The sequence below is a fragment of the Trinickia sp. genome, from assembly GCF_051953405.1.
Lineage (GTDB): Bacteria > Pseudomonadota > Gammaproteobacteria > Burkholderiales > Burkholderiaceae > Trinickia.
In genome coordinates this window covers 1-24,480 of record NZ_JBQCIV010000067.1, presented here as the reverse complement: position 1 = coordinate 24,480, position 24,480 = coordinate 1, and the positions used below count along the sequence as shown (strand labels likewise).

Sequence of the window (24,480 nt, the reverse complement as noted above, 5' to 3'; positions counted from 1 at the left end):
AGTTCGGATTGAACCGCGATATCGACGGCGCCGCGCGCGACGTACAAGCGGCGATCAATGCGGCGCGCGCCGACTTGCCGACCAGCCTGCGCAGCAATCCGACCTATCACAAGTACAACCCGTCGGATGCACCGATTCTCGTTCTCTCGCTGACTTCCCCCACGATGTCGGCCGGGCAGCTCTACGATGCGGCCTCGACGGTACTGCAGCAAGCGCTCTCGCAAGTGGACGGCGTCGGCGAGGTGGACGTCAGCGGCGCGGCGAACCCCGCCGTGCGCGTCGAACTCGAACCGCAGGCGCTGTTCCACTACGGCATCGGGCTCGAGGACGTGCGCGCGGCGCTAGCGGCAGCGAACGCGAACAGTCCGAAGGGTTCGATCGATTTCGGCGAGAATCGCGTTCAGCTCTACACGAACGACCAGGCACGAAACGCCGCGCAGTACAAGGACCTCGTCATCGCCTACCGCAACGGTGCGGCCGTCAAGCTGTCCGACGTCGCTCAGGTGCAGGATTCGGTCGAAGACTTGCGCAACCTCGGCCTCATGAACGGCCAGCGGTCGGTGCTCGTGATCCTGTACCGGCAGCCCGGCGCAAACATCGTCTCGACGATCGATCGCGTGCTGGCCATGCTGCCGCAGCTGCAAGCATCGGTGCCGGCCGCGATCGACATCAACGCGGTGGCCGATCGTTCGACGACGATCCGCGCCTCGCTGAAGGATACCGAGCGCACGCTGATCGTCGCCGTGCTGCTCGTGATCACCGTGGTTTTTCTGTTCCTGCGCAACTGGCGTGCGACGCTGATCCCGAGCGTGGCCGTGCCGATCTCGATCATCGGCACCTTCGCGGCGATGTATCTGCTGCACTACTCGATCGACAATCTCTCGCTGATGGCGCTGATCGTGGCCACCGGGTTCGTCGTCGACGATGCCATCGTCGTGCTCGAAAACATCTCGCGCCATATCGAGGAAGGCGTGCCGCGCATGCGGGCCGCTTATCTGGGCGCGCGCGAAGTCGGCTTCACCGTGACGTCGATCAGCATTTCGCTTGTCGCGGTCTTTCTGCCGATCCTGCTGATGGGCGGGATCGTCGGCCGGCTGTTCCGAGAGTTCGCCGTCACGCTGTCGCTCGCGATCGCCGTATCGCTCGCGGTGTCCCTCACCGTCACGCCGATGATGTGTTCGCGGTTGCTGGCCGACGCCGAGCACCGGCCCAAGGACGGCCCCATCGCTCGGCGGCTGGAGCGTGCGTTTGCGCGGTTGCAGGGCGGGTACGCGCGCACGCTCGGCTGGGCGCTGTCGCATCCGCTGCTGATCCTGACCACGCTCGTCGCGACGATCGCGCTGAATGCCTACCTGTATGTGGTCGTACCGAAAGGGTTCTTCCCGCAGCAGGATACGGGGCGGCTCGTCGGCGGCATCCAAGCCGATCAGTCCACGTCGTTTCAGGCGATGAAGATCAAGTTTTCGGAAATGATGGCGATCGTGCAGCACAATCCGAACGTGCAGAACGTCATCGGCTTCACGGGCGGGCGACAAACGAACTCGGGCTTCATGTTCGTCACGCTCAAACCCAAGACCGTGCGCCGGGCGTCGGCCGATCAAGTCATCGCGCAGCTGCGCCGGCCGCTCGGACACGTGGCCGGTGCGCAAACGTTCCTGCAGGCCGTGCAAGACATTCGCGTGGGCGGACGGCAGTCGAACGCGCAGTACCAATACACGCTGCTGGGCGATTCGAGCGCCGAGGTGTATAAATGGGCGCCGCTTCTGACCGAGGCGCTCAAGCATCGTCCCGAACTGGCCGACGTCAACTCCGATCAGCAGCAAGGCGGCCTCGAATCGTTCGTGACGATCAATCGCCAGAGCGCCGCGCGGCTCAAGATCACCCCGTCGCAGATCGATAACACGCTCTACGATGCGTTCGGCCAGCGGCAGGTGTCGACCATCTACAACCCGTTGAACCAGTACCACGTGGTCATGGAAGTGGCGCCGCGCTACTGGCAGGATCCGGCCATGCTGAACCAGGTCTATATCAGCACGTCGGGCGGCAGCGCAAGCGGCTCGCAATCGACGAACGCGGTAGCCGGCACTTTCAGCGCGCCGACGAGCAGCACGAGCGCAACCAACGCCAATGCAAGCGCCGCCGCGATCGCCGGCGACGCCGCGCGCAACCTGGCGAACAACGCGATCGCCGCGAGCGGCAAATCGAGCGCATCGACGGGCGCGGCGGTGTCCACCTCGAAAGAAACGATGATTCCGCTCTCGGCCATCGCCTCGTTCGGGCCCGGCAGCACGCCGATCGCCGTCAATCACCAAGGCCCATTCGTTGCTTCAACGATCTCGTTCAACCTACCGCCCGGCAAATCGCTATCGGACGCCACGCGCGCGATCGACGAAACGGCCGCCGCGATCGGCATGCCCGCGACGGTCCACGGCAGCTTCTCGGGCACGGCACAGGCGTTTCAGCAATCGACGCGGGACATGCCGCTCTTGATCCTCGCCGCGCTGGCCGCCGTCTACATCGTGCTGGGCATGCTGTACGAGAGCTACATTCACCCGGTGACGATTCTCTCGACGCTGCCCTCCGCGGGCGTCGGCGCGCTGCTCGCGCTGCTGCTGTTCCATTCGGAGTTCAGCATCATCGCGCTCATCGGCGTGATCTTGCTGATCGGGATCGTCAAAAAGAACGCGATCATGATGGTCGACTTCGCGATCGAAGCGTCGCGGCAAGGCATGTCTTCGGTCGATGCGATTCATCGCGCCTGCGTGCTGCGCTTCCGCCCGATCATGATGACGACGTGCGCCGCGATGCTCGGGGCGCTGCCGCTCGCGTTCGGCAACGGCGAAGGCGCGGAGCTACGCTCGCCGCTCGGCATTTCCATCGTCGGCGGCCTGCTCGTGAGCCAGGTTCTGACGCTTTATACGACACCGGTCGTGTACCTCTACATGGACCGCCTGCGCGTGCGGCGCGACGCGCGTCGGGGGCGGCAAGCGCCGCAGGGAACCTAATGCGTTTGCCACCTGCGTTCAGGTAAAGGAATGCAACAATTGTGAGCGGGCGCGTTATGGCGTTCGCGGCAACGATGGCCTAGCCTGGTAGGTGTCGCGCCGCAAGTGAAGCGGCGCATTCGACCGATACGAGGAATAAGGAGCCCATCGTGCGGCGGTTCAATGCTTCGCTCCCACTGGCATTCGCATTCGCGCTCGCGGCGGCAGCCTGCCTCGGCTTTACCGGCACCGCTCATGCGGCGCATTGGCGCGTCGGCGTTTATATGGGTGCGCCGGGCCCGTACTACTACCCCTATGGCGCCCCGGTCGTGCCGGCGCCCTACTATTACGCACCGTATTACGCGCCCTACCCGCCCCCCGTCGTCGTCACGCCCGCCCAGCCCGACGTCACCTACGTCGAACGCCCGCAGCCGGGGCAAAACGACCAACCGGACGACGGGCCGCAACCAGGCACGTGGTGGTATTGCGATAAGACGAAATCGTATTACCCCTACGTCAAACAATGCGCGAGCGGCTGGCGCGAAGTGCCCGCCGCCCCGCCCGCACCGAACCGGTGACGATATGGACGATAGCACCTCGACGCGCGCCAAGCGGCGTGCGATATGGCTCCCGCTTGCGGCGTTGGCCGGCCTCGGCGCTTGCACTGTCATGCCGACAGGACCGAGCGTCATGGCGCTGCCGGGCACCGGCAAGAGCTTCGACCAATTCCGTGCCGACGATTACAACTGCCGTCAATATGCGCTGGGGCAAGTGGGCGGCGTCAGTGCGAACCAAGCGGCCACGGCAGCCGGCGTGGGCAGCGCGGCGCTGGGTACCGCCGTGGGCGCGGCGGCGGGAGCGGCATTCGGCGGCGGACGCGGCGCGGCCGTCGGCGCGGGTGCCGGACTGTTGACGGGCGGCGCCATCGGCATGGGCACCGCCCAAGGTTCGGCGTACGACATCCAGCGACGCTACGACTACGCCTACGTGCAGTGCATGTATGCCGCGGGCGAACGTGTGCCGATGCCGGCGGGCTACGACTACGATAACGGGCCGCGCCGGTACTACACGCCGCCGCCCCCGCCGCCGCCCGGTTATTGACGGCCGCGCAGGCCGATGCGGCTCAGCGGTGCTGCGCGGCACCGCACGTCGAATGCAGGCCGGTGCAAACTCGGGGCGATGCAAACCTTCTATCTGCGCTGCTAAGGTTGCTAATGTTGTTAATGCTGCGGATGCGCCTTGACCCACTCTCTGACGGCGCTCATCGTGTTGCGCACATGCTGGTCGGGCGAGAGGCTCGTGTATTCGTAAATGATCGTACCGTCGGGCGCGATCACGTACGACACGCGATTCGCCATGGTTCTCACGAGCGGCATCGCGGCATCGTAAGCGTCGATGATGTGCCGTTGCGGATCCGCGGCAACGGGGAATTTGCTGCGGCACTCGCTGACGGAAAACTTCTTGAGCGTGCCGATGTCGTCGTGCGACACGCCGATCACGCTTGCGCCGTAGCGCTTGTATTCGTCGACGGCATCGGCGAATTCGTGAGCCTCGATCGTGCATCCCTTGGTGAAGGCCGCCGGATAGAAATACAGGACGACCGGGCCCTTCTTCAAGGCGTCGGCGAGGGAGTAGGGATAAGCGTTGCCGCCGAGCGAGGCTTCGGTCGTGAAATCGGGCGCTTTGTCCCCCACCTTCAGGACAGCCGATGCATCGAGCGAACATACGGACAAGGCCACGCCCATAACGCCCGCGCACAAGGCGCGGCTCATGCTTCGCTTCATCGTCTTCTCGGGTCGGTAGGTTCGGGCGCGCAAAAACGCTCGCTCGCGGCCGCGGGGCCGCAAGCGACGCGCAAGGACGCGGCGCCGCGCAAAGGCATCCTTACGCCGCACGGCCGGTGCCGCGCGCAGCCCTATTGAACCACGGCGGCGCCGGACGTGCAGGCAGGCGGCGCGGTGACCTTCGACGACGGCAGACAGTTGGGCGCGGCCTGCGTCGCGCTCATCGCGCGCCTGCCGCTCGTCAGACCGGTCACGCCATCTCGTGCACCTGGGACCACGTCGCGGCCTCGAGATTGATTTCCGCGAACACGGACGACGTGAGCGACGTCAGCTCGGGATAACCGGCCTCGAGCGCCCGTACCGTCTCGTCGTGGCGCCCCGATTCGGCCGCTTCCGCGATCGTGAGGAGCGCGCCGAGCAGCCCGGCGCGCGCCACGATGGCATCGCCGATCTCGGGAACGAGGCCGATGTGCGCGATCGAATCGGCCGGCGCGGCGTGGCCGAGCAACACGTGTACGAGCGAGAACACCCCCGTCATGAACGCGCAATCGCCGAACCGCTCGCTGTCCGGCCGCACCCGCGCCGCGGCCAGCTCCATGAACCGCGAGCGCGTGCCCGCGAGTTGCGCCAGCGGATCGGTGCGCCACGTCAGCTCGCCGCTCGACGCGTACAGCAGCAGTTGCGCCCACCGCGCGATTTGCCGCGTCCCCGCCGCCAAGATCGCTTCGCGCACCGAGCTGATCCGGCGGTCCAACCCGTAAGCGCTCGAATTGACGAGCCGCAGCAGTTGCATGACGACATCGGGGCTGCGCTTCAGTTCTTGCTCGAGTTCGACGAGCGGCGCCTCCGAAGCGATCAGCGCCAGCATGCGCAGCAGCGACTGCCGCGACGGATCGGCGCGACGCGTCGACAACACTTGCGGGCGCGCGAAAAAGTAGCCTTGGAACAGATCGAAGCCTAGCGTTCGCGCGAAAGCATAGTCGTCGTGCGTCTCGATTTTTTCCGCGACGAGCGTCTTGCCGTGCGCTTTCACCGCTTCCGCCAGCGCAGGCAGCCGCTCGCGATTCGCGGATAGGAAATCCACTTTGACAATGTCGACGTGCGGCAGCGCCACGACCAGTTCGTCGGACAGCTCGTCAATATCGTCGAGTGCAACCCGGAAGCCGGCGCGGCGCAACCGGTCGAGACGTTCCATCAGCGGCCGATCGACGCGAACGGTTTCGAGCACTTCGAGGACGAACCGTTCGGGAGGCAGCAGCATGACGGTGTCGTCGAACAGCATCTCGCGGCAGACGTTGACGTAGCCGCAATGCGGCCCGAGCGTCGCCGATATGCCGATGCTGCACATCGCATTGACGACCACGCGGGCCGTCGCCTGCGCGTCGTCGCCGATGAACGCGCGGTTCGTCTCGCTCTCGCGAAACAATAACTCGTAAGCCGCGAGGGCTCCGCCTCGCGTCAAGATCGGCTGACGCCCGAGATAGAGACAGTCGATTTCGCAGCGAGCGCGGGCGTCGCAACCCGGCGACGCATCCGTGCGTAGGATCGATATTTCGGCCATGACTGATCCAGCTTGTTGTAGTAGTAGAACGAACCTAACGAGCACCCTCGCGCGGCCCAGACCACTCGCGGCACCCAGCGCGCGAGATCTGGCCATCCGAGACGGCGAGCGCGCCCCCGTGCACGCCGCCTCACATCGAAGGGCTCGCTCGGTACCGTTGTGCGGTTCCTTGCGCAGCTTGCGGCCATTGTCCACAAAAATCGCCCCGCGTGCATGTCCGGGCCAATCCCAACTCAAGTTTCTGCCGAATCGCGCATTTCATCCCTAAAGAATGCTTACGCGCTGCCGATAACTCGTCCTGATAGGTGGTATGGCGAGATCCAAGCACCGTGGCGAGCGTCCGTCCGCGCAGCCGCGCTCAGCCATCCGCCCGATCGACATCCGTCGCCCGCGAGAACGAATGCAAGCAAAATCAATCGGCGCACCGCGCCGCAGCGCCTGGCGCGCGGCCCTGGAGCTGTTGCGCGGCCGCGCAGGCGGGCCGCGCGACGGCGCAAGCCTGCCGCACGCGCACCCGTTCGCCCTCGATGGCGAGCATGGCGCACTGACGCTGCAGCTCGAAAAAACGCTGGGCGCCGTCGATTTCCTGGCGCACGTCGACAACCAACTGCGCTTTCTGTACGTCTCCGATGCGAGCTTGCGCTTCATCGGCTACCGGCGCGAATACCTGCAAACGGTCACCCTGCACGAGCTCGTGCCCAGCGGCGAGACCGTCGCGCTCGACTCCCTTCTTGCACGGGCCGCCGAAAGCGGGCTAGTCGAACGCGCCACCTTGCATTTGATGAAATCGCTGACGTATCCGATCGCGGTCGAGCTGCGCGTGGTCGCCAGCGCGCTTGCCGGCACGCCGGGCTTCGCGATCAGTGCATTCGACGTCTCGGCGTGGCGCGCCAACGAGGAACGTCTGACCTACGAGCTGCACAGCGACCGCATGACGGGACTGGCGAACGCGCTCGCGCTCGCAGCCGAGGTCAAGCGCGCTCAAGAAGACGCCGATGCGAACGGCACGGGCGCCGCCTTGTTGCTCGTCGACCTCGACGATTACCAGCGCGTGAACCGGGCGCTCGGCTACGATGCCGGCGATTCCCTCTTGCGCGAAACGGCGCGACGGCTGGAAGCGCTCGTCACGCCCAACGAAACGCTCGCCCGCGTGACGAGCGACGAGTTCGCCGTGCTGGTGCGCGCGGGCACGCGCGAGATCGCCGCGCAAGAAGCCGAGGCGCTCGGCCGGCGCTTGATGACCGCGGTGCAGCAACCGTACGTGGTGGACGGCCAGCCCGTGCACCTTTCGGCTAGCGTCGGGGTGGCTCTCTACCCCGACCCGGCGCACGACCGAGACGCATCGGGCTACTACGATCAGTTGCTGCGCCGTGCCGACCAGGCACTCGCGCAGGCCAAGGCATCGGGCAGCAACACGCTCGCCTTCCACCGTGCGCACGCCGATCCGGCCGATGCCGAACGCCTGAAGCTGGAGGCCGATCTCTACGACGGCGTCCGAAACGGCGAGTTTTCGCTGCATTTTCAGCCGATCACGAGCAGCCAGACCGGGGGCGTCGTCGGCGTCGAGGCGCTGATCCGGTGGCACCATCCCGTGCACGGGTTCGTGCCGCCGTCCACGTTCATTCCGCTCGCCGAATCGATCGGCCTCATCAACTACCTGGGCAACTGGGTACTGAAGATCGCGTGCATGCAACTCATGCAATGGGACGCGCAAGGGATCGTGCTGCAGTATGTGGCCGTCAACGTCTCCCCGCAGCAGTTCCGCGATCCGCGCTTCACCCAGAACGTGCGCGACGCGTTGACGCTCACGGGGGTGGATCCGAGCCGGCTCGTGTTCGAGATCACGGAATCGCTGCTGATGCAGGATCCGGCCCACGCCAAGGTGTTGCTGGAAGACCTGACGATGATCGGCATCCGCTTTGCGGTGGACGATTTCGGCACCGGCTACTCCTCGCTGGCATATCTGCAACGTTTTCCCCTAGCTAAACTAAAGATCGACCGCAGCTTCGTCGAGAACCTGCTAACCTCTCGCAACGATCAAGCGATCGTGTCCGCGGTGGTCGGCCTTGCACAAACGCTCGAACTCGAACTCGTCGCCGAAGGCGTCGAGACGGAAGCGCAGCGCGAGTTGCTGACGGCGATGGGCTGCGATCACATTCAGGGGTGGCTGGTTTGTAAAGCGTTGCCGTCCGACGAGCTGGCAAAGCGCTTCGAAGACCGCGTGCTGCACTTGCACGAAGCGGCGTGAGGGTGTCTTCGTCCGGTGCGATGCGGCGCGGCAATCACAAACAGATAAGCGTATGGTGCGAACGGGATTCACATGGTAAAGGCGGCGCTGCTCGATAAGCTGTGGGCGCGCATGAGCGAACGCGGCGATTTCCCGATGCTGTCGCAATCGCTCCGCACGACGATGGCCGCCATGACGAACGACGACCTCGATTTCACAGGGCTCGTGCAAGTCGTCCTATCGGATTTCGCCCTCACCCAAAAGGTGCTGCGGCTCGCGAATTCGGCCATGTACATGGCCTTCGGCGGCAATATCACGACAGTGACGCGCGCCCTCATGGTGCTCGGCATGGATGCCGTCGGCCATCTCGTGGTGGGCCTCAAGCTTGTCGATCACTTTCACCACAGCGCTCCGCACCGGATCGACGCCAAGCTCGAATTGAACCGCACGATGCTCTCGGGCTGCGTGGCCCGCAAGCTCACCGAGCAAGGCGACTTGCGCGCGGGCGAGGAAGCGGTCGTTTGCACGCTGATGCGGCAAGTCGGTAAGCTGCTCGTCGTCTTTTACCTCGAAGCCGAATGGGAGCAAATCCGGGAAACGACGGCCGCGGGCGAACTCGACGAGGCCGATGCCTGCGCCGCCGTGCTCGGCGTGAGCTTCGAAGAACTCGGGCAAGAGGCGGCCACGCGCTGGCGCTTGCCCGATACCATCCGCGCGGGCATGGGCACCTACGAGCCCGACGCCACGGAAGCGCCGCAGGTGCAATGGCTGCGGGCGGTGACCAACTATTCGACCGAAGTAGCCGGCGTACTCAGTTCGGCCGACGTGAGCGATTCCGCTCGCGAGGCGCATATCGCCGAGTTGGCGCACCGCTACAGTCGGGCGCTGTCCGCCGAACCGGACGAACTCGCCCAAATGACCGTGGCGCTCGCGCGCGAGGAAGCCGGCGAAGGCTTCATGCGAGAGATCGACGAGTTGCGGGCGAACGCGGACGCCATCGCGCGCGCCAGCGTCAACGCCGAAACACGGATTGCGGCCGGCCTAGAGGATTTGCGGGCGCTGCCCTCGGAAAACGCGCTCGCCCCGGTGCTGGCGCTCGCGTCGGAAACGGTGCTGGCGGGATTGAGCTTCACGCGCACGATCGTGTTCGTGCGCCAGGCCTCGGGCTTTTACAAAGCCCGCCTCGGATTCGGCCGCGACGTCGAACGCGCCCTCCCCTCGCTTTTCTTCAAGGAAGCGTTCGAGCCGGACGTCTTTCATTTGGCAATCGCCAATTCGGTCGGCATCTTCATCGAAAACGCGCGCGATCCGAAGATGATCGCGCGGCTGCCGTTGTGGTATCGCAACGCATTCGACGATGCGCGCTCGTTCGTGCTGCTGCCCGTCATCGCCCATCAATCGACGGTCGCGTTGCTGTATGGCGATTGGTCGCTCTCGCAGGAATCGCGCAAGGTCTCGCAAACGCAGATGAGCGCCCTGAACGAACTGGCACGAGAATTAGGAAGGTTCTTCGCGCACGCGCCCGCCCGGGAATTGGAAACGCTTTAACGCCTCATTCCTCGATCCGCTCGAGCCCCTCGTTTTCCTTGCTTTGATCGGCGGTGCTAGCCCACGCGGCCGCCGCGATCGCGATTTGCGCCAGTTCGCACGACGTGAGCGGTGCAAGCGCGGCGCTCGCCCGGTCGAGCGCTTCCCAGTCGCCGCGCTCGAGGGCTTCCATCGCGCCCAGCAGCGTGCCCAGTTGCCCTTCTCGCCGCAAGATCGCGGCCCGAATGTGCGAAGCCAGCGTCAGCACGTCCAGCGTTTCTTCGAGCGTTCCGCCGAACACCGCATCGACGAGCGAGAACACGCCCGTCAAAAAAGCGCCGTCGACAACCTTACGATTTGCCGCGGCAAGCCGCGTCGACGCGAGTTCCATGAAGCGGGCGCGGGTGGCGGCAAGCTGCACGAGCGGATCCTCTTCTAGCCGAACCTTGCGGCCGTCGGCGTAGAGCAGCAGTTGCGTCCAGCGCGCGATGCGATTCGTGCCCGTGGCGTTGATGGCGTCGCGCAGCGTCGCGACTTTGCGGCCGATGCTGGCCTCGCCCGAATTGGCGAGACGCATCAGATGCATGACGAGCACGGGATTGAGCTTGAGTTCGGCTTCCAGCTGCGCGACGCTCGGATCCGATGAGAGCAGGCGCAGCAAATTGAGCAGCGCTTGCCGCGGCGCGTTGACCCGGCGTGCGCTCAGCTTGCTGCCGCGCGCGAAGAAATACCCCTGGAACAAATCGAAATGCAGCGTCTTGGCCTGCTCGAATGCTTCGTGCGTCTCGACGTTGAGCGCGATCATCAGCTTGCCGGCCGATTTGAGCGCCTTCGCGAGCCGTTGCAGCAGGTCGGGATCGAAACGCGCCGGGTCGATCTTGATGGCATGCGCGTAGGGCAGCAGCTTGGCGAACCCTTCGTCGGGCTGGCGAACGTCGTCGATAACGAATCGATAGCGCCGCGCATGCAGCGTCATGAGACGCGCGATCAGCTCCGAATCGATCGTGAGCTGCGGCGAGATTTCGAGATAGAAGCGATCCGGCGCGAGACGTGCAATGGCATCCGAAAACAGCAGCGGACGGCTCACGTTCAGATAGCCATGGTGGCCGGAAAGCGCCGTGCGCACGTCGCTCGCGCCCAGCGCATCGAGCAGATGCGCCGCCGCGGCGTCGGTCGCCTTTCGGGTATCGGCCTCGTCGCCGGCGGCCACGGGCAGTTCGCGCAGATGGAGTTCGAAGCCGCGCAGCAAACCGTCCGCATCGACGATCGGTGCCCTGGCGGGATAGCGCACAGGAGCGGCGTGGGCCGCATCCGGTTGGTCCTGCGCCGGGCGCAGCGCCGAGTCGGTCATGGTCCCCATCGCCCCTCCTTTCTTGTTCTTACGATTAGTGGCGCGACGGTGGTCTCTATGTCATTGTCTTCGCGCAATTGGGGCCGATTATAACCGCAAAGTCGTGCCCGAAAACCGAGGCACGGCACCTTGCGCGGCGCGAATTTCGCCGCGCCGCGCAAGGTGGCCAGGCCGATCGCCGGGAGGGGTTTCGACGGCGTCCGACCGCTTTTTACCGCTCTTTCGAATTACTTCAACACCACCTTGACGTCGAAATATTTGGCGGCGATCTTGTCGATCGTGCCGTCGGCCTTGAGCGCTTTCAGCGCACCGTCGAGCTGGGCGAGCAAGGCCTTGTCGCCCTTGCGCACGCCATAGCCGACGCCTGCACCGAGAAGCTTTTCATCCGATACGGTGGGGCCCGCGAAGTCGAATCCGGCGCCTTGCGGACGCTTGAGAAAGCCCTTCGACGCCGCTTCGGAATCCTGGAATGCGGCGTCGAGACGTCCCGACGCAAGGTCGGCATAGACTTGATCCTGCGTTTGATACGACACGACGTCGATGCCGGCCGGCGCCCATTTCGCCTTCGCGTACGTTTCCTGGATCGTGCCTTGCAGCACGCCGACATGCTTACCTTTGAGCGATGCGACGCTCGGCTGGAGCGCGCTGCCCTTCTTGGCGATCAGTTGGTTCGGAATGGTGTAGATCGGCGCCGTGAAATCGATCGCGCGCTTGCGCTGATCGGTGATCGTCATGTCCGAATTGATCGCATCGAACTTGCGGGCTTGCAGCGCAGGGATCAGACCGTCGAAGTCGTTTTCCACCCAGACGCACTTGACCTTGAGCTTCGCGCAAACGGCGTTGCCAACGTCGATATCGAACCCTTGCAGTTGCCCCGACGCGTTCTTCGATTCGAACGGCGCGTACGAGGCCTCGAGGCCGAAACGCAATTCTTTTAGATCCGCCGCCGACACGCTGCCGGCCGCTGCCACTGCCGTCGCCGCGACCAGCGCGAGCGACACCTTCTTCCGCAAGTTCAATTTCATCGAGTCGATCCTAGACAAAGGGCATACCGAAGGGGAATCTGGCGCGCATCGTGGCCGCGCCAAAAAAACCGTTCAAATGCCGACGGCGCGCATGATGCGGCGCACAACGCAAAAGGGACCGGCATTGTACGGGTATCGACCGCCGTCACACCGGCAATCGAAAAGATGGGTATCGATGCGCAGCCGCGCGGGCGCGCAAGCGTGCGCTCGCCGGAAGATGCAATTGCATGTCGCGAGCGGGCAAGTCGCGCGAACGGCGGCGCGGCGCCGCAACCGATATGGCGGCGCGGGTCCAAGCAGGTCGTATCGAATAGATGAAACGAGATAGCGCGTTCGATCGCGAATGGAAAGCCGCGCGCTTCGCCGCAACCTATTGCTTCATGCGCGGACGCAGCACATAGCAGGACGGCTTTCGCTCGGCGGAAAGACGCACCAGCCGCCATCGCCATGACGAAATAGGAAGATCGACCGTACGCCGTCGGGCGCGTGCATTTCGACGCACACGTAGCGCGCGCGGTTGCCGATCATGCGCCCGGTACGCCGGACACGTGCGGGAGACGCGATCGTCGGCGCAAGCCACTTTTCCACCAGCGCCCGCAGCGAAATCTTTTCGGCACCCATCGCACGTCTCCTAGTTCCTGACTGGGCCCGACCTTTGAAGCGATCGGCCGCGCCCTTGAAGACAGTATCGGCAACGACATCGCGGATCGAAATCGGCGCGCGCCGAGAATCGCGTCAAGCGTTACCGCCGTTTGTCGGATGCGGACTACATGCGATTCAGACGAGCGAGGGCCCGGGTCGGGACCGGCGATTGCTGCCGATCAAGAGCCCTTTTCCGCCAACGCCTATGCTTCAAGGAATGACGATGTGTTAGGGAGGGCGTCATGAATGCAAGCACCCTCGTCGCGCTCGCCGTCGCTGGCTTTGCTGCTATCTCGACGGTTGGCGCGCTCGCTCAAGAACGGCCGCTTGGACACGAATCCGCAGTGGGTCCCGGGCCCGGTGCGGGCGCACACGGCTCCGGCGGCATGGCTCAAGGCCGGCCCGCGCAAGGTCTCGTCCAGCCGGGCGGCGCGGGGGCTGCCCCACCCGCGGCGGGCGGCCGCCCCGCCAGGAGGCCCGGGGGGCCGGGTGGGCCCGGTCGGCCGGGTGGGCCTGGGCCTGGGCCCGGGCCGGCACACGGCCCGCAAGGCCAGGCGTTCGGCCAGCGGCCGATGGCCCCTCAGGCCGCACCGGCGATGCGGCCCAATAACGGCCCCGTCGGCGTACACAACTTCGGCCCCGGTCCCGGCCGCGCACGAGGTCCCGCCCCCGATGTCGCACCGCGCGGCCCGGTCGATCATGCGCCACGCGCCTATGGCGCCGTTCCGGCCCCTTATCGCGGCAACATCCATCGGTTCGTCGATCAGGATGCGCGCGTGTGGCGAGGCGGCCGCTGGCGCCATTCGCACCACCACGGGAGCTTCGGCTGGTGGTGGGTGGTCGGCGGCCTCTGGTACTACTATCCGCAGCCCGTGTACCCGTACCCCGATCCGTTCGTGCCCGGTACCGTCGCGTATGGGCCGGCCGGCAGCGGCCCCTACTGGTACTACTGCGAATCGGCGGGCCAATACTATCCGTACGTGACGTACTGCCCTGAAGGCTGGGTAGCTGTCGTCCCCGACCAGTGAACGGTTCTCGCCCGCGCCGTGCCAACGTCAAGGCTTCTCGCTGCGTCGATGCCGCGATTTCGAAGACGGTCACGACGGTGCGCACGCGCGAGCTTCGACGAGACGCCTGCGGCGACATGGATTTCATGCCGCCCGCACGCGCCTGTCCGAGCGCTCAGTTGATTTGCAGATGTTTCTTCGCGGCCGTCGCCTTCTTGGGCAACGTCAACGACAACACGCCGTCTTGGTAGCTCGCTGCCGCGGCGGCTTCGTCGATGTCGCTCTCGAGCGAGAACGACCGGCTGATCATGCCCGAGTAACGTTCGCTGCGAATCACGCGCTCGCCTTCTTTCAGTTCCTTGTTGCGCTCGGCCTTGGCGCTGATCGACACGACGTTGCCGTCGATTTTCACGTCGATGTCCTTCTTGTCGACGCCGGGCATTTCGGCCTTCACCGTGTACGCCGTATCGGTTTCTGTTACGTCGACCTTGACGTCGGCGAGCGGCATGTCGCCGTTATGCAGAGCCAACGCGCGCATCGGCCGAAAGAAACCTTGAAACAGGTCTGGAAGCGATTCGATCGAGAACGGGTCATAACGCGTCATATTGCTCATTGCATTCGCTCCTAAAAAGATATGACGACAAGCGACGGTGCGCCTCATCGGGGCACCACGCACTTCGCCCATTCACTTTAGGATGCGTCTAATACGTGCAATTGATTTGCGTCAACCGGGGTGCATCGCTGTGCAGCTCGGCTCGCAAGCTAAAACCCCAATCCCTCGAGCGTCTCTCGCGTCGTCTCGATCACCGTCAGCCCCGCCCGCAAGCCGGGCTTCACCGTGCGATTCGGGAATACGATCCGCTCTTCGCCATGCGAGACCGTATAACGATAATCGCCGTCGCGTGCGAGCACCGCGCCCTTCTCGTAAGCCGTGAAATTGGCGACGTCGTCAGCCATGAATAGCTCGAACGCATCGCTTTGCTTCGTGATCTGCCCGATCACCGTAAACACGCGCGGCATCGGCGCTCCGTGCCGTACGCCGCCCGCCACGAGCGCGCGTACCGCTTCGTCGGCGTGCGCGAAGCGCGCGAGGTCGTTCTCGCCGAACGGCCGCACTTTGCCCAGTTCGAGCGTGCAAGCGTTCGCGCCGAACGCGTCCGCCGTGAAATGCGTAAACGTATTGCCTTTGGCCGTATGCAACAGCACGGCCTCGATATGCGCTTCGGCCAGCCATTCGAACATCGCACGCGAGAGCGGCCTACCGGTATGCGGCAATAGCGCGAAACGCTCGAATACCGAGGCTCGGATCGCCGTATGCATGTCGATATGCCAGCGCAGCCCGGCGTCTTCGGCCGCATCGGCAAAAAAGTCCTTGGCCGCCTCCTCGAGCGCCTGCGCGCGCGGCGCCTCGCGGCTGTCCGGAAGCTGTGCATAGCGGCCGCCGAAGAGCCGGTTCAGATCGTCGTCCAAATAGCGGCACCCGGCGCGCATCGCCGCCACGTTGCCGAGCACGATGCACACCCGGCACGCGAGCGGCACGTTCCCGCTCGCGATATCGGCCAGCATTCGCGACAGCAGTTCGATCGGCGCCGTTTCGTCGCCGTGCACACCCGCCGAAACCAGCACGCTGCACAGCCGCCCGCCGGGGTTTGCAACCGGCGCCAGTTCGATCACCCCCTCGCTGCGCCAGCGATAACGCACGGCGCCGCTCGCACACTCGCCTTGCGTCTGCTCGGCACTCGGCCGCGCCCCCGAAAGCGTGAACGCCAGAAAATCGGCAAGCAGCGCCGGTATCGATGGCGGCTCCGCATTCGCAGGGTCGCCCCAAGCGGGCTGACCGCCCCCGCCGGGGGCAGGCCGCGAACCCGGCCGCGCAGGCCGCGTGTCGTCAGCGTTGGAAGTCATACAGCGAGCCTAGACCGAGGATTTGCGTCAGCTCGTCGAGCGCCGTCCGCGATTCGACGAGCAGGCTCGGATCCGCTAGATCGCTCGGCGCGAGCCGGTCGCGATAGTGCTTGCCGATCCACGCGTCGAGCCGCCCGAACAGCGCGTCGTCGATCCACACGCCCGGCGCCACCGCTTGCCGCTCAGCCTCGCTCAAGACGACGCGCAGCCGCAAACAAGCAGGCCCGCCGCCGTTTTTCATGCTTTCGCGCAGATCGAACACGAGCACATCGTCGATCAGGCCCGAACCGCTCGCCAGATCGTCGAGATAAGCCGCCACATGCGGATTCTCCCGGCACTCCTGCGGCACGACGAGCACATCGCGGCCATCGGGGCGCGTGAGCAACTGGCTGTTGAACAAATACGAGGAGACGGCATCGGCCACGCTCACGCGCGCATCCGGTACCTCGACGACATTGAACTGCGCGCCCGTTTTTGATAGTTGCGCGCGCAACCGATCGTAGACGGCGCTCTGTTCGACGAACGCCCGTTCATGGCAAAACAGCGTTTGCCGGTTGCCCACGGCGATGACATCGTTATGAAACACGCCCGCGTCGATAACATCGGGGCTTTGCTGAGCATAGACGGTGCCGTCTTCGCTCAAGCCGTGCCGCTGCGCGACGGCGCGGCTCGCCTCGAACGTTTGACGCGCGGGATACCGCACGGGCTCGGGGCCGCGGCGATATTCGCTGCGCCCGTAGACGAAAAACTCGACGCCGGGCTCGCCATACTGCGCGCAAAACCGCGTGTGGTTCGCCGCGCCTTCGTCGCCGAGCGCGGGCGTGCCCGGCAACGCCTCATGCACGACGAATCGCGCGGGATCGGCGAAGATCGCCGACAGCGTGCGACGCGTCGCCTCATGTTCGATCGCGCGGTGCAGCTTGCTCGTGAGGTTGGCCGGCGTGAAATGAACGCGGCCGTCTTGCGTGTCGAACGACGGGCTCACCGTCGCTGCATTGGCCGTCCACATCGCCGAGGCCGAACTCGCCGCGGCCAGCAACTCGGGGGCTTCCTTCGCCGCGCGCTCGACGATCGCGCGCTCGGAGCCCGAAAAGCCGAGCTCGCGCAACAAGCGCAACGAAGGCCGCTCTTGCGGCGGCAGCACGCCTTGCAAGAAGCCGAGATCGGCGAGCTGCTTCATCTTGCGCAGACCTTGCTTGGCGGCGGCGAGCGGATTGGCGACCGATTTCTCGTTCGTCTGCGACGCCACGTTGCCGAACGACAACCCGGCGTAGTTGTGCGTCGGACCTCCGAGTCCGTCGAAATTGGCTTCCCGTGCTTGCATCGTCGATCCCTTGCTCGATTCTTAAAACTGAAGACCCGGCGAAACGCTCGCGGGCATCGTGAGTTGCGTGCTTTCCACCGAGGCCATCGGATAGGCGCAGTAGTCGGCCGCGTAGTAAGCGCTGGGCCGATGATTGCCGGAGCGGCCGGTGCCGCCGAACGGCGCCGCCGACGACGCCCCGTTCGTCGGACGGTTCCAGTTGACCACGCCCGCTCGAATCGTGCGATGAAAATGCGTCCAGCGCGCTTCGTCGTCGGCGAGCAATCCCGCCGACAATCCGTACACCGTGTCGTTCGCGCGCGCGATCGCTTCATCGAAGTCTCGATAGCGAACAATCTGCGCCAGCGGGCCGAAGTGCTCTTCGTCGGGCAAATCGCGCACGTCGGTGACGTCGAGGATCGCGGGGCTCACGAAGCCGAGATGCGCATCGCGCTGTTCCATCGTCAGCAGGGCACGCGCACCCGCGGCGATGAGCCCCTCCTGTGCGGCCACGAGCCTACCCGCCGCCCGCGCCGAAATCACGGCCCCCATGAACGGCTGCGGCTCGGCGTCGTAAAGCCCGTAGGCGATGCGCGACGTGACGTCGGTCAAGCGCGCGAGGAAGCGATCGCCGAATGCGTCGCGCGGCACGAAGATGCGTCGCGCGCAGGTGCAGCGCTGGCCCGCCGAAAGAAACGCCGATTGAATCGTGTGATGCACGGCCGCGTCGATGTCTTCGACGTCGGCCACGATGAGCGGATTGTTGCCGCCCATTTCGAGCGCGAGGACGATCTCCGGCCGGCCACCGAACTGCTTGTGCAGCAACGTGCCGGTATCCGAGCTGCCCGTGAAGAAAAGCCCGTCGATCTGGCGGTGATTCGCGAGCGCGACGCCTGTCTCCTTTTCGCCTTGCACGAGATTGAGCACGCCTGCCGGCAAGCCGGCTTCGCGCCATACGTCGACGGTCGCGCGTGCGACGCCGGGCGCCAACTCGGAGGGCTTGAATACGACGGCGTTACCCGCGATCAGCGCGGGCACGATATGCCCGTTCGGCAGGTGACCCGGGAAGTTGTACGGCCCGAACACGGCGACGACGCCGTGCGGACGGTGACGCAGCACGGCCGTGCCGTCCGCCATCGCGATCCGCTTTTCGCCCGTGCGCTCGTGATACGCCGTAATCGAAATAGCGACCTTCGCCGCCATCGCCGCGACTTCGGTACGCGCTTCCCACAGCGGCTTGCCCGTTTCGCGACCGATCGCGTGCGCCAGCGCTTCCTTGCGTTCGGCGAGGAGCGCGGCGAAACGCTGCACGATCTCGATGCGCGCCTGAAGCGGCAATGCCGACCACTCGCCGAACGCGCGACGTGCACCGGCCACCGCGCGATCGACGTCGGCGCTCGACGCGCTCTTGCCCTCCCACACCACCGCGCCTGTCCCGGGGTTGCGCGACGCGAATGCGGGGCCGCTGCCCTCGCACCATTGCCCGTCGATGAAAAGTTCGCTCATGTTCTCTGTGTCCTTACCCGTTCTTTTTGCTCGAGGCCGTCAAGGCCAATACGCGCACGAGATCGCCCTCGGCGACATCGAGCGCGGCGGCATCGTCGGCCGACAAGCGCATCGCCCCCTCGGCCACCCCGCCCGGCGCCACCCCGACGCGAAATCCCGCCATCGACGTATTCGAGACGAGCGAGCGTGCGCCGTCCTCGCCGTCGTCGCGCGTGCCGCCGATCGCGACCGGCACCAGCACGCTTTCGCGCACGGTACGCAGATCGTTGATGTGGCATTCCAGCACGGGGCCCGCATCGAAGATGTCGATGTGGTTTTGATACCGAAGCCCTTCGGCTTCGAGCATCTTGCGCGCCGGCGCCGTGTCGCGATGCGTGAGCCCGATCACCGCTTGCGCCTCGCTCGGCAGCAAATCGGCATACACGGGATAGCGCGGCATCAGCTCCGCGAGAAACGACTTGCGCCCGTGCGCGCTGAGATAGTCGGCCGCATTGAAATCGATCTGATAGAAGTGCGAGCCGACGGCGCGCCAAAACGGCGACGTACCGTCCGCGTCGAAATGCCCGCGCAGCTCGGCGCACAATCGCTCCGGGAAGTACTCGCGGAACTGCGCCATGAACATGAAGCGCGAACGCGACAGCAAGCCGCCCACGCCATGCGCGCGATAACGCGGCGACAGGAACAGCGAGCAGACCTCGGCGTAACCCGTGAGATCGTGCGAGATATTGAGCAGCGACATTTTGGTCCACACGCCCAGTTCCTGGCTCGCATGCACGACCGTACTCACGCGATAGTTGTAGAACGGCTGCTCGAGCCCGACTTGCACTTCGATGCCGCATACGCCGGCCACGTCGTGCGTCGCGGTATCTTCCATGACGAAGAAGAACCCCGCCTCGTGCGGCGCCGCGCGCCCTTGCATCGTGCGCTGCGCGCGTGCGATGCGGCCGGCGAGCGCGTCGCGATCGGGCTTGAACGTCGTCAGGCCCGGGCCCGTTTCGTGTGCGAGCGACACGAGCGCATCGAGGTCGTCTGTCTTGACGGCACGAACGACGATCATCGCCGATCTCCCGTTTGGTCCATCGTCTGGTTCATCCCTTGATTCATCGTTCGAGCCGGAGCGATATCGTCCGCCTCCCTTTGCCTTTCGTCGGCTGCCCCGCGGTGCAACGGCACGCAGCGCACCGAATCGCCGTGCACGACGTCTAGCGCCGCGCGTACCGGCCCGCCGAGCGGCACCTCGATCCCGCGCTCGTTCGGCAACTCGGCCAGCACGCAACGGAAATCGCCCGCTCGATGACTCGACACGAGATACGCGCGCGAATCGTCCGCCGCCTTGCCGCCCGCCTCGCGCACGGTGCGCGTTTCGTTGAAGAGGACGCAGGCGCTGCGATCGACCTGCGCGGTCAGCACCGGGCCCGCATCGAAGATATCGACGAAGCGGTCGGGCTCGAAACCTTCCTCGAGGTGGATGTCGTACGAGAGCAGTGCCTTCTCGTTCGGCTCGCCGATCACGCGCTGCGCCTCTTCGGGCAACAGCGGCACGTAAAGCGGGTACGAGGGCATGACTTCGGCGATAAAGGTACGGCTGCGCCCGCCCGACGCGATTTCGATCTGCGCGAAGTCGCGACCGAAGAACCGGCGGCCCACGGCCTCCCAGAACGGCGAGGTGCCGGCTTCGTCCGTCACGCCGAGCAGCAGCGAGAACACTTCCGGCGCGAAGCGCCGGCGGTTCGCCGCCATGTACATCATCCGGGCGCGCGAGAGCAGTTGCGCCGCGGCGTCGCCGGCGCCGGTCGCGGCCCGATCGATATAGAACCCGGCCAGCCGGCTTTTACCCGTCAGTTCGTGCGACATTGTCAGCGCGTGAATCTTGCGGTTGACGTGCAGCTCGCGCGACGCATGAATCAGCGCGTCGTTGCGAAACACGTAGAACGGTTCGGCGTAGCCGGCGGCGGCGACGATGCTGGCGGTGCCGAGCAATTTGCCTGTCGCGCTGTCCTCGAGCACGAAGAGATAGAACTCCTCGCCCGGGAAGTCGACATCGGCACGAAACGAATCCTCCGATAGCGCGACGCGCGCTTCGAGTTCGTGCCGATCGTGCGGCAGCGAATGCAGCACGGGCCGCGCCGCATGCGCCATCTGCGCGAGCGCGTCGAGATCGGACAGCCTTCCGGGGCGGACGAAGAGCATGATGGTTCCTCGGCGGTAAGCGCTTAGCGAGCCTGCGTGTCGGCGGTGGCGCCGACCACGGCTTCGATCGCCTTCGTCAAGCGCGCGAAACCTTCGTTCAGATCGGCTTCGGGAATCACGAGCGACGGCGCGAAGCGCAGCACGTTCGGTCCGGCGATCAGCAGCATCGCACCGTGCGCGGCGGCCGCATTGACGAAATCCTTCGCACGGCCTTCGTAGGCGGCGGTCAGTTCCGCACCGATCAAGAGCCCCTTGCCCCGCACCTCCTTGAATAAGCTGAAGCGGCGGTTGATCTCGCCGAGCTTGGCGACGATCTGCGCGCCGCGCGCTTTGACGCCCTCGAGCAGTGCGGGATCGCTGACGAGTTCGACCACCTTGTCGGCCACGGCCGCGCCGAGCGGATTGCCGCCGTAGGTCGTGCCGTGTACGCCGACCTTGAAGTGCGCGGCGATGCCCTGGGTGGTTAGCATCGCGCCGATCGGGAAGCCGTTGCCGAGCGCCTTCGCCGTGGTCAGGATATCGGGCGTCACGCCCGTGTCCATGTAGGCGTAGAACGCGCCGGTGCGGCCGACGCCCGTTTGCACTTCATCGAAAATGAGCAGCGCGCCATGGGCGTCGCAGGCCTCGCGCAGCGCGCGCAGGAAGGCCGGATCGCCCGGAATGACGCCGCCCTCGCCCTGAATCGGCTCGACGATCACGGCGCAGGTTTTCGGGCCGATGGCGGCGCGCGCCGCTTCGATATCGTTGTAGGGCAGATGCACGATGCCGGCCGGCACGGGACCGAAGCCCTCGGCATACTTGGGCTGACCGCCCACGCTCACCGTGAAGAACGTGCGGCCGTGGAACGACTGCTTGAACGAGACGATTTCGATCTTTTCGGGGCCATGACGCTCGATCGCCACCCGGCGGGCAAGCTTGAGCGCCGCTTCGTTGGCCTCGGCGCCGGAATTGGCGAAGAACGCGCGGTCGGCGAACGTGAGCGATTCGAGCCGCTTAGCCAGGCGCAGCACGGGCTCGTTCGTATAGGCATTGCTGACGTGCCAGAGCGTCTCGCCTTGTTCGCGCAGCACGCGTACGAGTTCTGGATGGGCGTGACCGAGGCCCGTCACGGCGATCCCGCCCGTGAAATCGATGTAATCGCGGCCCTCGGTATCCCAGACGCGCGAGCCTTGGCCGCGAGCGGGCACGAAGGAAGCCGGCGAAAATACCGGCACCATGACTTCGTCGAAGGTCTGGCGGTTCACAGCGAATTCGTTCATGGCGGGTCCTCTTCGGATGAGTGGGCGCCCCAGGAATCGGTCGCGAAGCGCACGATCCCGCAATCGGGGCAATCAACGTTAGTGTAGAAAACGATGCGCACGGCGTCTTGCTTGGGGGCGACGCAATCTATCGCCAATCCATCGCATGAATCGGGCACACCCCATCAGGCACGATCGGGCGGCTCGATCAACGCGCCCGCACGGGGCTCGCCTGCATAAGCCACGCCCGCTCCATGCTGTTTGGCAATCCAGTTGCGGCGTTCTTCGCGCGGCGTCACGCCGAACCGTTCGCGGTAAGCGTTCGAAAAATGCGCCGCCGACGAAAATCCGCAAGCCAGGCTGACTTGCACGATCGACTTGCTCGTGCGCTGCAATTGCATGCGCGCCTTGGCGAGCCGCAAGCCGAGGTAGTACTTCGACGGCATCGAGCCGAGATATTGGCGAAAAAGCCGCTCGAGCTGGCGGCGCGACACGCCGACGAGGTTCGCGATGTCATCGGTCGTCAAAGGATCTTCGATGTTCGCCTCCATCAGTTGCAGCGCATCGTTCAAGCGCGGATGCCGCTCGCCGGGGGCCGTCACGTAGGGGATGCGCTGGCGCTCTTCGCCCGCGCGCAGCACGCCGACGCCGAGGGCGTCGGCAATGCGCTCGGCGAGTTCCGGGCCATGCTCGCGCCCGATCATCGCCAGCATGAAGTCGACGCTGGCCAGCCCGCCCGCGCACGTCGCGCGATCGCGATCGATTTCGAAGATCTGCTGGGTGACGATCGACCGCTCGAACTGCTCCGCGAACTGCTGATACGTCTCCCAGTTCACGCTCACGCGGTAGCCCGAGAGCTGCCCGGCCATGGCGAGCCACCACACACCGTGGTGAATACCGGTTACGAGCGGCGTCCGCTGCCCCACGCGCGCCAAGGACGCCAGAAACAGGCGGTAATCGGCAAATTGCTGAAAGCGCTCCGCGACGACGATGAGCCAATCGCACGACACGCCGTCGCCGAAGGCATCGTCAGCCGGCAGCGCGGCGCCGCCCGCGAGCGGCACGGCACGCCCGTCCCAGGACAGGATCTGCCAACGGTAGAGCAAACGGCCGTCGATGTCGTTGGCCAGGCGCAGCGCATCGACGATCGGCGCGATGCCCGACATCGAAACGGGCGGCAAGGCGACGATCGCCACTTGCGTCGTCCGGCCCGGGCCGGCTTGCATGCGTGCCATCGTTCAGCCCCGGAAAACGACGCGGGGTGCACCGCGCGTTCGGGCGGCGCCTCGTGCGTCGCGTTCTTTCGCCCTGCCTTGCATAACGTTACTTCAAGCTGCCCGAGAGGAATTGCTTCAGGCGCTCGCTGTTGGGCTGCGTGAGCACGACGGCCGGATCGCCCTCCTCCTCGGTGCGGCCTTGATGCAAAAACATCACATGATTCGAGACGTTGCGCGCGAAGCCCATCTCGTGCGTGACGACGATCATCGTGCGGCCCTCTTCGGCCAACTTCTGCATGACTTTGAGCACTTCACCGACGAGTTCGGGATCGAGTGCCGACGTGGGTTCGTCGAACAGCATCACATCGGGGTTCATGGCAAGCGCACGCGCAATGGCGACGCGTTGCTGCTGGCCGCCCGACAAATGCGACGGGTACTGCTTTTCCAGACGCGGCGCGAGACCGACCTTTTCCAAATACATGCGGGCCCGTTCCTCGGCTTCGCGCTTGGACAAACCGAGCACGTGTACAGGCGCCTCGATGACGTTCTCGAGCACATTCATGTGCGCCCAGAGATTGAAATGCTGGAACACCATCGACAGCTTGGTGCGGATTCGCTGCAGCTGTTTGTGATCGGCGACTTCGAGATTGCCGGCCCGATCGGTTTTCGTGCTCACGGTTTCGCCGTCGACGACGATGCTGCCCGCGTTGGGCCGCTCGAGGAAGTTGATGCACCGCAAGAACGTGCTCTTACCGGAGCCGCTGGCGCCGATGATGCTGATGACGTCGCCCGCTTTCGCCGTCAGCGTGACGCCTTTGAGCACCTCGTTGTCGCCGTAGCGCTTATGGATGTCGAGCGCCGCGAGCTTGGCGGCGGCGGATTGAGAAGTCGCTTGAAGCACCATGCTCTCCCGTATGAATCTGAATCGATGGCATATAAAACGAGGGCGTGCGAATCAATGCCCGCGAACGGCAAGGTAAGCCAACCAGCGGCGTTCCGCCCGCCGGAACGCC

General features: G+C 65.2%; 21 protein-coding genes. 6 read left to right on the top strand and 15 right to left on the bottom strand.

Annotated features, from left to right (window positions below; translation table 11 throughout):
• The 3 genes from ACTHN9_RS10885 to ACTHN9_RS10875 form a co-directional block, all read left to right on the top strand.
• Positions 1 to 3,005: efflux RND transporter permease subunit (locus tag ACTHN9_RS10885; RefSeq protein ID WP_440536769.1), on the top strand; the 3,005-nt coding region annotated here is incomplete at its 5' end.
• Between the two features lie 149 nt (positions 3,006 to 3,154).
• Positions 3,155 to 3,562, top strand: a complete 408-nt coding sequence (locus ACTHN9_RS10880; protein WP_440536768.1) for a hypothetical protein — start codon at positions 3,155 to 3,157, stop codon at positions 3,560 to 3,562.
• 4 nt (positions 3,563 to 3,566) lie between these two features.
• Entirely contained in the window at positions 3,567 to 4,085 is a 519-nt protein-coding gene (locus ACTHN9_RS10875; RefSeq protein WP_440536767.1) for a hypothetical protein, read from the top strand.
• A 119-nt stretch (positions 4,086 to 4,204) separates the two neighbouring features.
• Here ACTHN9_RS10875 and ACTHN9_RS10870 read toward each other — a convergent pair whose 3' ends face one another.
• From ACTHN9_RS10870 to ACTHN9_RS10860, 3 genes are all read right to left on the bottom strand, one after another.
• Positions 4,205 to 4,756, bottom strand: a complete 552-nt coding sequence (locus tag ACTHN9_RS10870; RefSeq protein ID WP_440536766.1) for a peroxiredoxin — start codon at positions 4,754 to 4,756, stop codon at positions 4,205 to 4,207.
• A gap of 143 nt (positions 4,757 to 4,899) precedes the next feature.
• Complete coding sequence (locus ACTHN9_RS10865; RefSeq protein WP_440536765.1) at positions 4,900 to 5,022, bottom strand: hypothetical protein; 123 nt, start codon at positions 5,020 to 5,022, stop codon at positions 4,900 to 4,902.
• A complete protein-coding gene (locus ACTHN9_RS10860) occupies positions 5,019 to 6,329 on the bottom strand; it encodes an EAL and HDOD domain-containing protein (protein ID WP_440536764.1) in 1,311 nt (436 codons plus the stop codon). Before ACTHN9_RS10860 ends, ACTHN9_RS10865 begins: the two co-directional genes overlap by 4 nt.
• Positions 6,330 to 6,729: 400 nt before the next feature.
• On the opposite strand from ACTHN9_RS10860, the gene ACTHN9_RS10855 reads away from it, so the two are divergent.
• Positions 6,730 to 8,577, top strand: coding sequence for a putative bifunctional diguanylate cyclase/phosphodiesterase (locus tag ACTHN9_RS10855; RefSeq protein ID WP_440536763.1), 1,848 nt, complete (start codon positions 6,730 to 6,732; stop codon positions 8,575 to 8,577).
• A gap of 72 nt (positions 8,578 to 8,649) precedes the next feature.
• Positions 8,650 to 10,104, top strand: coding sequence for an HDOD domain-containing protein (locus ACTHN9_RS10850; RefSeq protein WP_440536762.1), 1,455 nt, complete (start codon positions 8,650 to 8,652; stop codon positions 10,102 to 10,104).
• Positions 10,105 to 10,108: 4 nt separating this feature from the next.
• Here ACTHN9_RS10850 and ACTHN9_RS10845 read toward each other — a convergent pair whose 3' ends face one another.
• The 3 genes from ACTHN9_RS10845 to ACTHN9_RS10835 all read right to left on the bottom strand — a co-directional run bounded on the left by ACTHN9_RS10845 (position 10,109) and on the right by ACTHN9_RS10835 (position 13,080).
• Complete coding sequence (locus ACTHN9_RS10845) at positions 10,109 to 11,434, bottom strand: EAL and HDOD domain-containing protein (RefSeq protein ID WP_440536770.1); 1,326 nt, start codon at positions 11,432 to 11,434, stop codon at positions 10,109 to 10,111.
• A 227-nt stretch (positions 11,435 to 11,661) separates the two neighbouring features.
• On the bottom strand, positions 11,662 to 12,459 hold the full coding sequence (locus ACTHN9_RS10840) for an ABC transporter substrate-binding protein (protein WP_440536761.1): 798 nt from the start codon (positions 12,457 to 12,459) through the stop codon (positions 11,662 to 11,664).
• A 378-nt stretch (positions 12,460 to 12,837) separates the two neighbouring features.
• Positions 12,838 to 13,080 carry a hypothetical protein gene (locus tag ACTHN9_RS10835; protein WP_440536760.1) on the bottom strand — a complete coding sequence of 81 codons (243 nt, stop codon included), beginning with the start codon at positions 13,078 to 13,080 and terminating at the stop codon, positions 12,838 to 12,840.
• Between the two features lie 263 nt (positions 13,081 to 13,343).
• Between ACTHN9_RS10835 and ACTHN9_RS10830 the strand changes: the two genes are divergently transcribed.
• Positions 13,344 to 14,129 (top strand): hypothetical protein, encoded by a 786-nt coding sequence (locus ACTHN9_RS10830; protein ID WP_440536759.1) that lies wholly within the window; start codon positions 13,344 to 13,346, stop codon positions 14,127 to 14,129.
• 154 nt (positions 14,130 to 14,283) lie between these two features.
• Here ACTHN9_RS10830 and ACTHN9_RS10825 read toward each other — a convergent pair whose 3' ends face one another.
• The 9 genes from ACTHN9_RS10825 to ACTHN9_RS10785 form a co-directional block, all read right to left on the bottom strand.
• On the bottom strand, positions 14,284 to 14,721 hold the full coding sequence (locus ACTHN9_RS10825; protein WP_440536758.1) for an Hsp20/alpha crystallin family protein: 438 nt from the start codon (positions 14,719 to 14,721) through the stop codon (positions 14,284 to 14,286).
• Between the two features lie 149 nt (positions 14,722 to 14,870).
• On the bottom strand, positions 14,871 to 16,013 hold the full coding sequence (gene astE, locus ACTHN9_RS10820; RefSeq protein ID WP_440536757.1) for a succinylglutamate desuccinylase: 1,143 nt from the start codon (positions 16,011 to 16,013) through the stop codon (positions 14,871 to 14,873).
• Complete coding sequence (gene astB, locus ACTHN9_RS10815; RefSeq protein ID WP_440536756.1) at positions 15,997 to 17,337, bottom strand: N-succinylarginine dihydrolase; 1,341 nt, start codon at positions 17,335 to 17,337, stop codon at positions 15,997 to 15,999. Before astB ends, astE begins: the two co-directional genes overlap by 17 nt.
• Positions 17,338 to 17,358: 21 nt before the next feature.
• Positions 17,359 to 18,822 (bottom strand): succinylglutamate-semialdehyde dehydrogenase, encoded by a 1,464-nt coding sequence (astD, locus tag ACTHN9_RS10810; protein WP_440536755.1) that lies wholly within the window; start codon positions 18,820 to 18,822, stop codon positions 17,359 to 17,361.
• A 13-nt stretch (positions 18,823 to 18,835) separates the two neighbouring features.
• Positions 18,836 to 19,879, bottom strand: a complete 1,044-nt coding sequence (gene astA, locus ACTHN9_RS10805) for an arginine N-succinyltransferase (RefSeq protein WP_440536754.1) — start codon at positions 19,877 to 19,879, stop codon at positions 18,836 to 18,838.
• Entirely contained in the window at positions 19,876 to 21,012 is a 1,137-nt protein-coding gene (gene aruF, locus ACTHN9_RS10800; RefSeq protein ID WP_440536753.1) for an arginine/ornithine succinyltransferase subunit alpha, read from the bottom strand. The genes astA and aruF overlap by 4 nt, the downstream gene beginning before the upstream one ends.
• Positions 21,013 to 21,035: 23 nt before the next feature.
• Complete coding sequence (locus ACTHN9_RS10795) at positions 21,036 to 22,271, bottom strand: aspartate aminotransferase family protein (RefSeq protein WP_440536752.1); 1,236 nt, start codon at positions 22,269 to 22,271, stop codon at positions 21,036 to 21,038.
• Positions 22,272 to 22,435: 164 nt separating this feature from the next.
• Positions 22,436 to 23,476 carry a GlxA family transcriptional regulator gene (locus ACTHN9_RS10790; protein WP_440536751.1) on the bottom strand — a complete coding sequence of 347 codons (1,041 nt, stop codon included), beginning with the start codon at positions 23,474 to 23,476 and terminating at the stop codon, positions 22,436 to 22,438.
• Between the two features lie 97 nt (positions 23,477 to 23,573).
• Positions 23,574 to 24,371, bottom strand: a complete 798-nt coding sequence (locus ACTHN9_RS10785) for an ABC transporter ATP-binding protein (RefSeq protein ID WP_440536750.1) — start codon at positions 24,369 to 24,371, stop codon at positions 23,574 to 23,576.
• Positions 24,372 to 24,480: the final 109 nt, after the last annotated feature.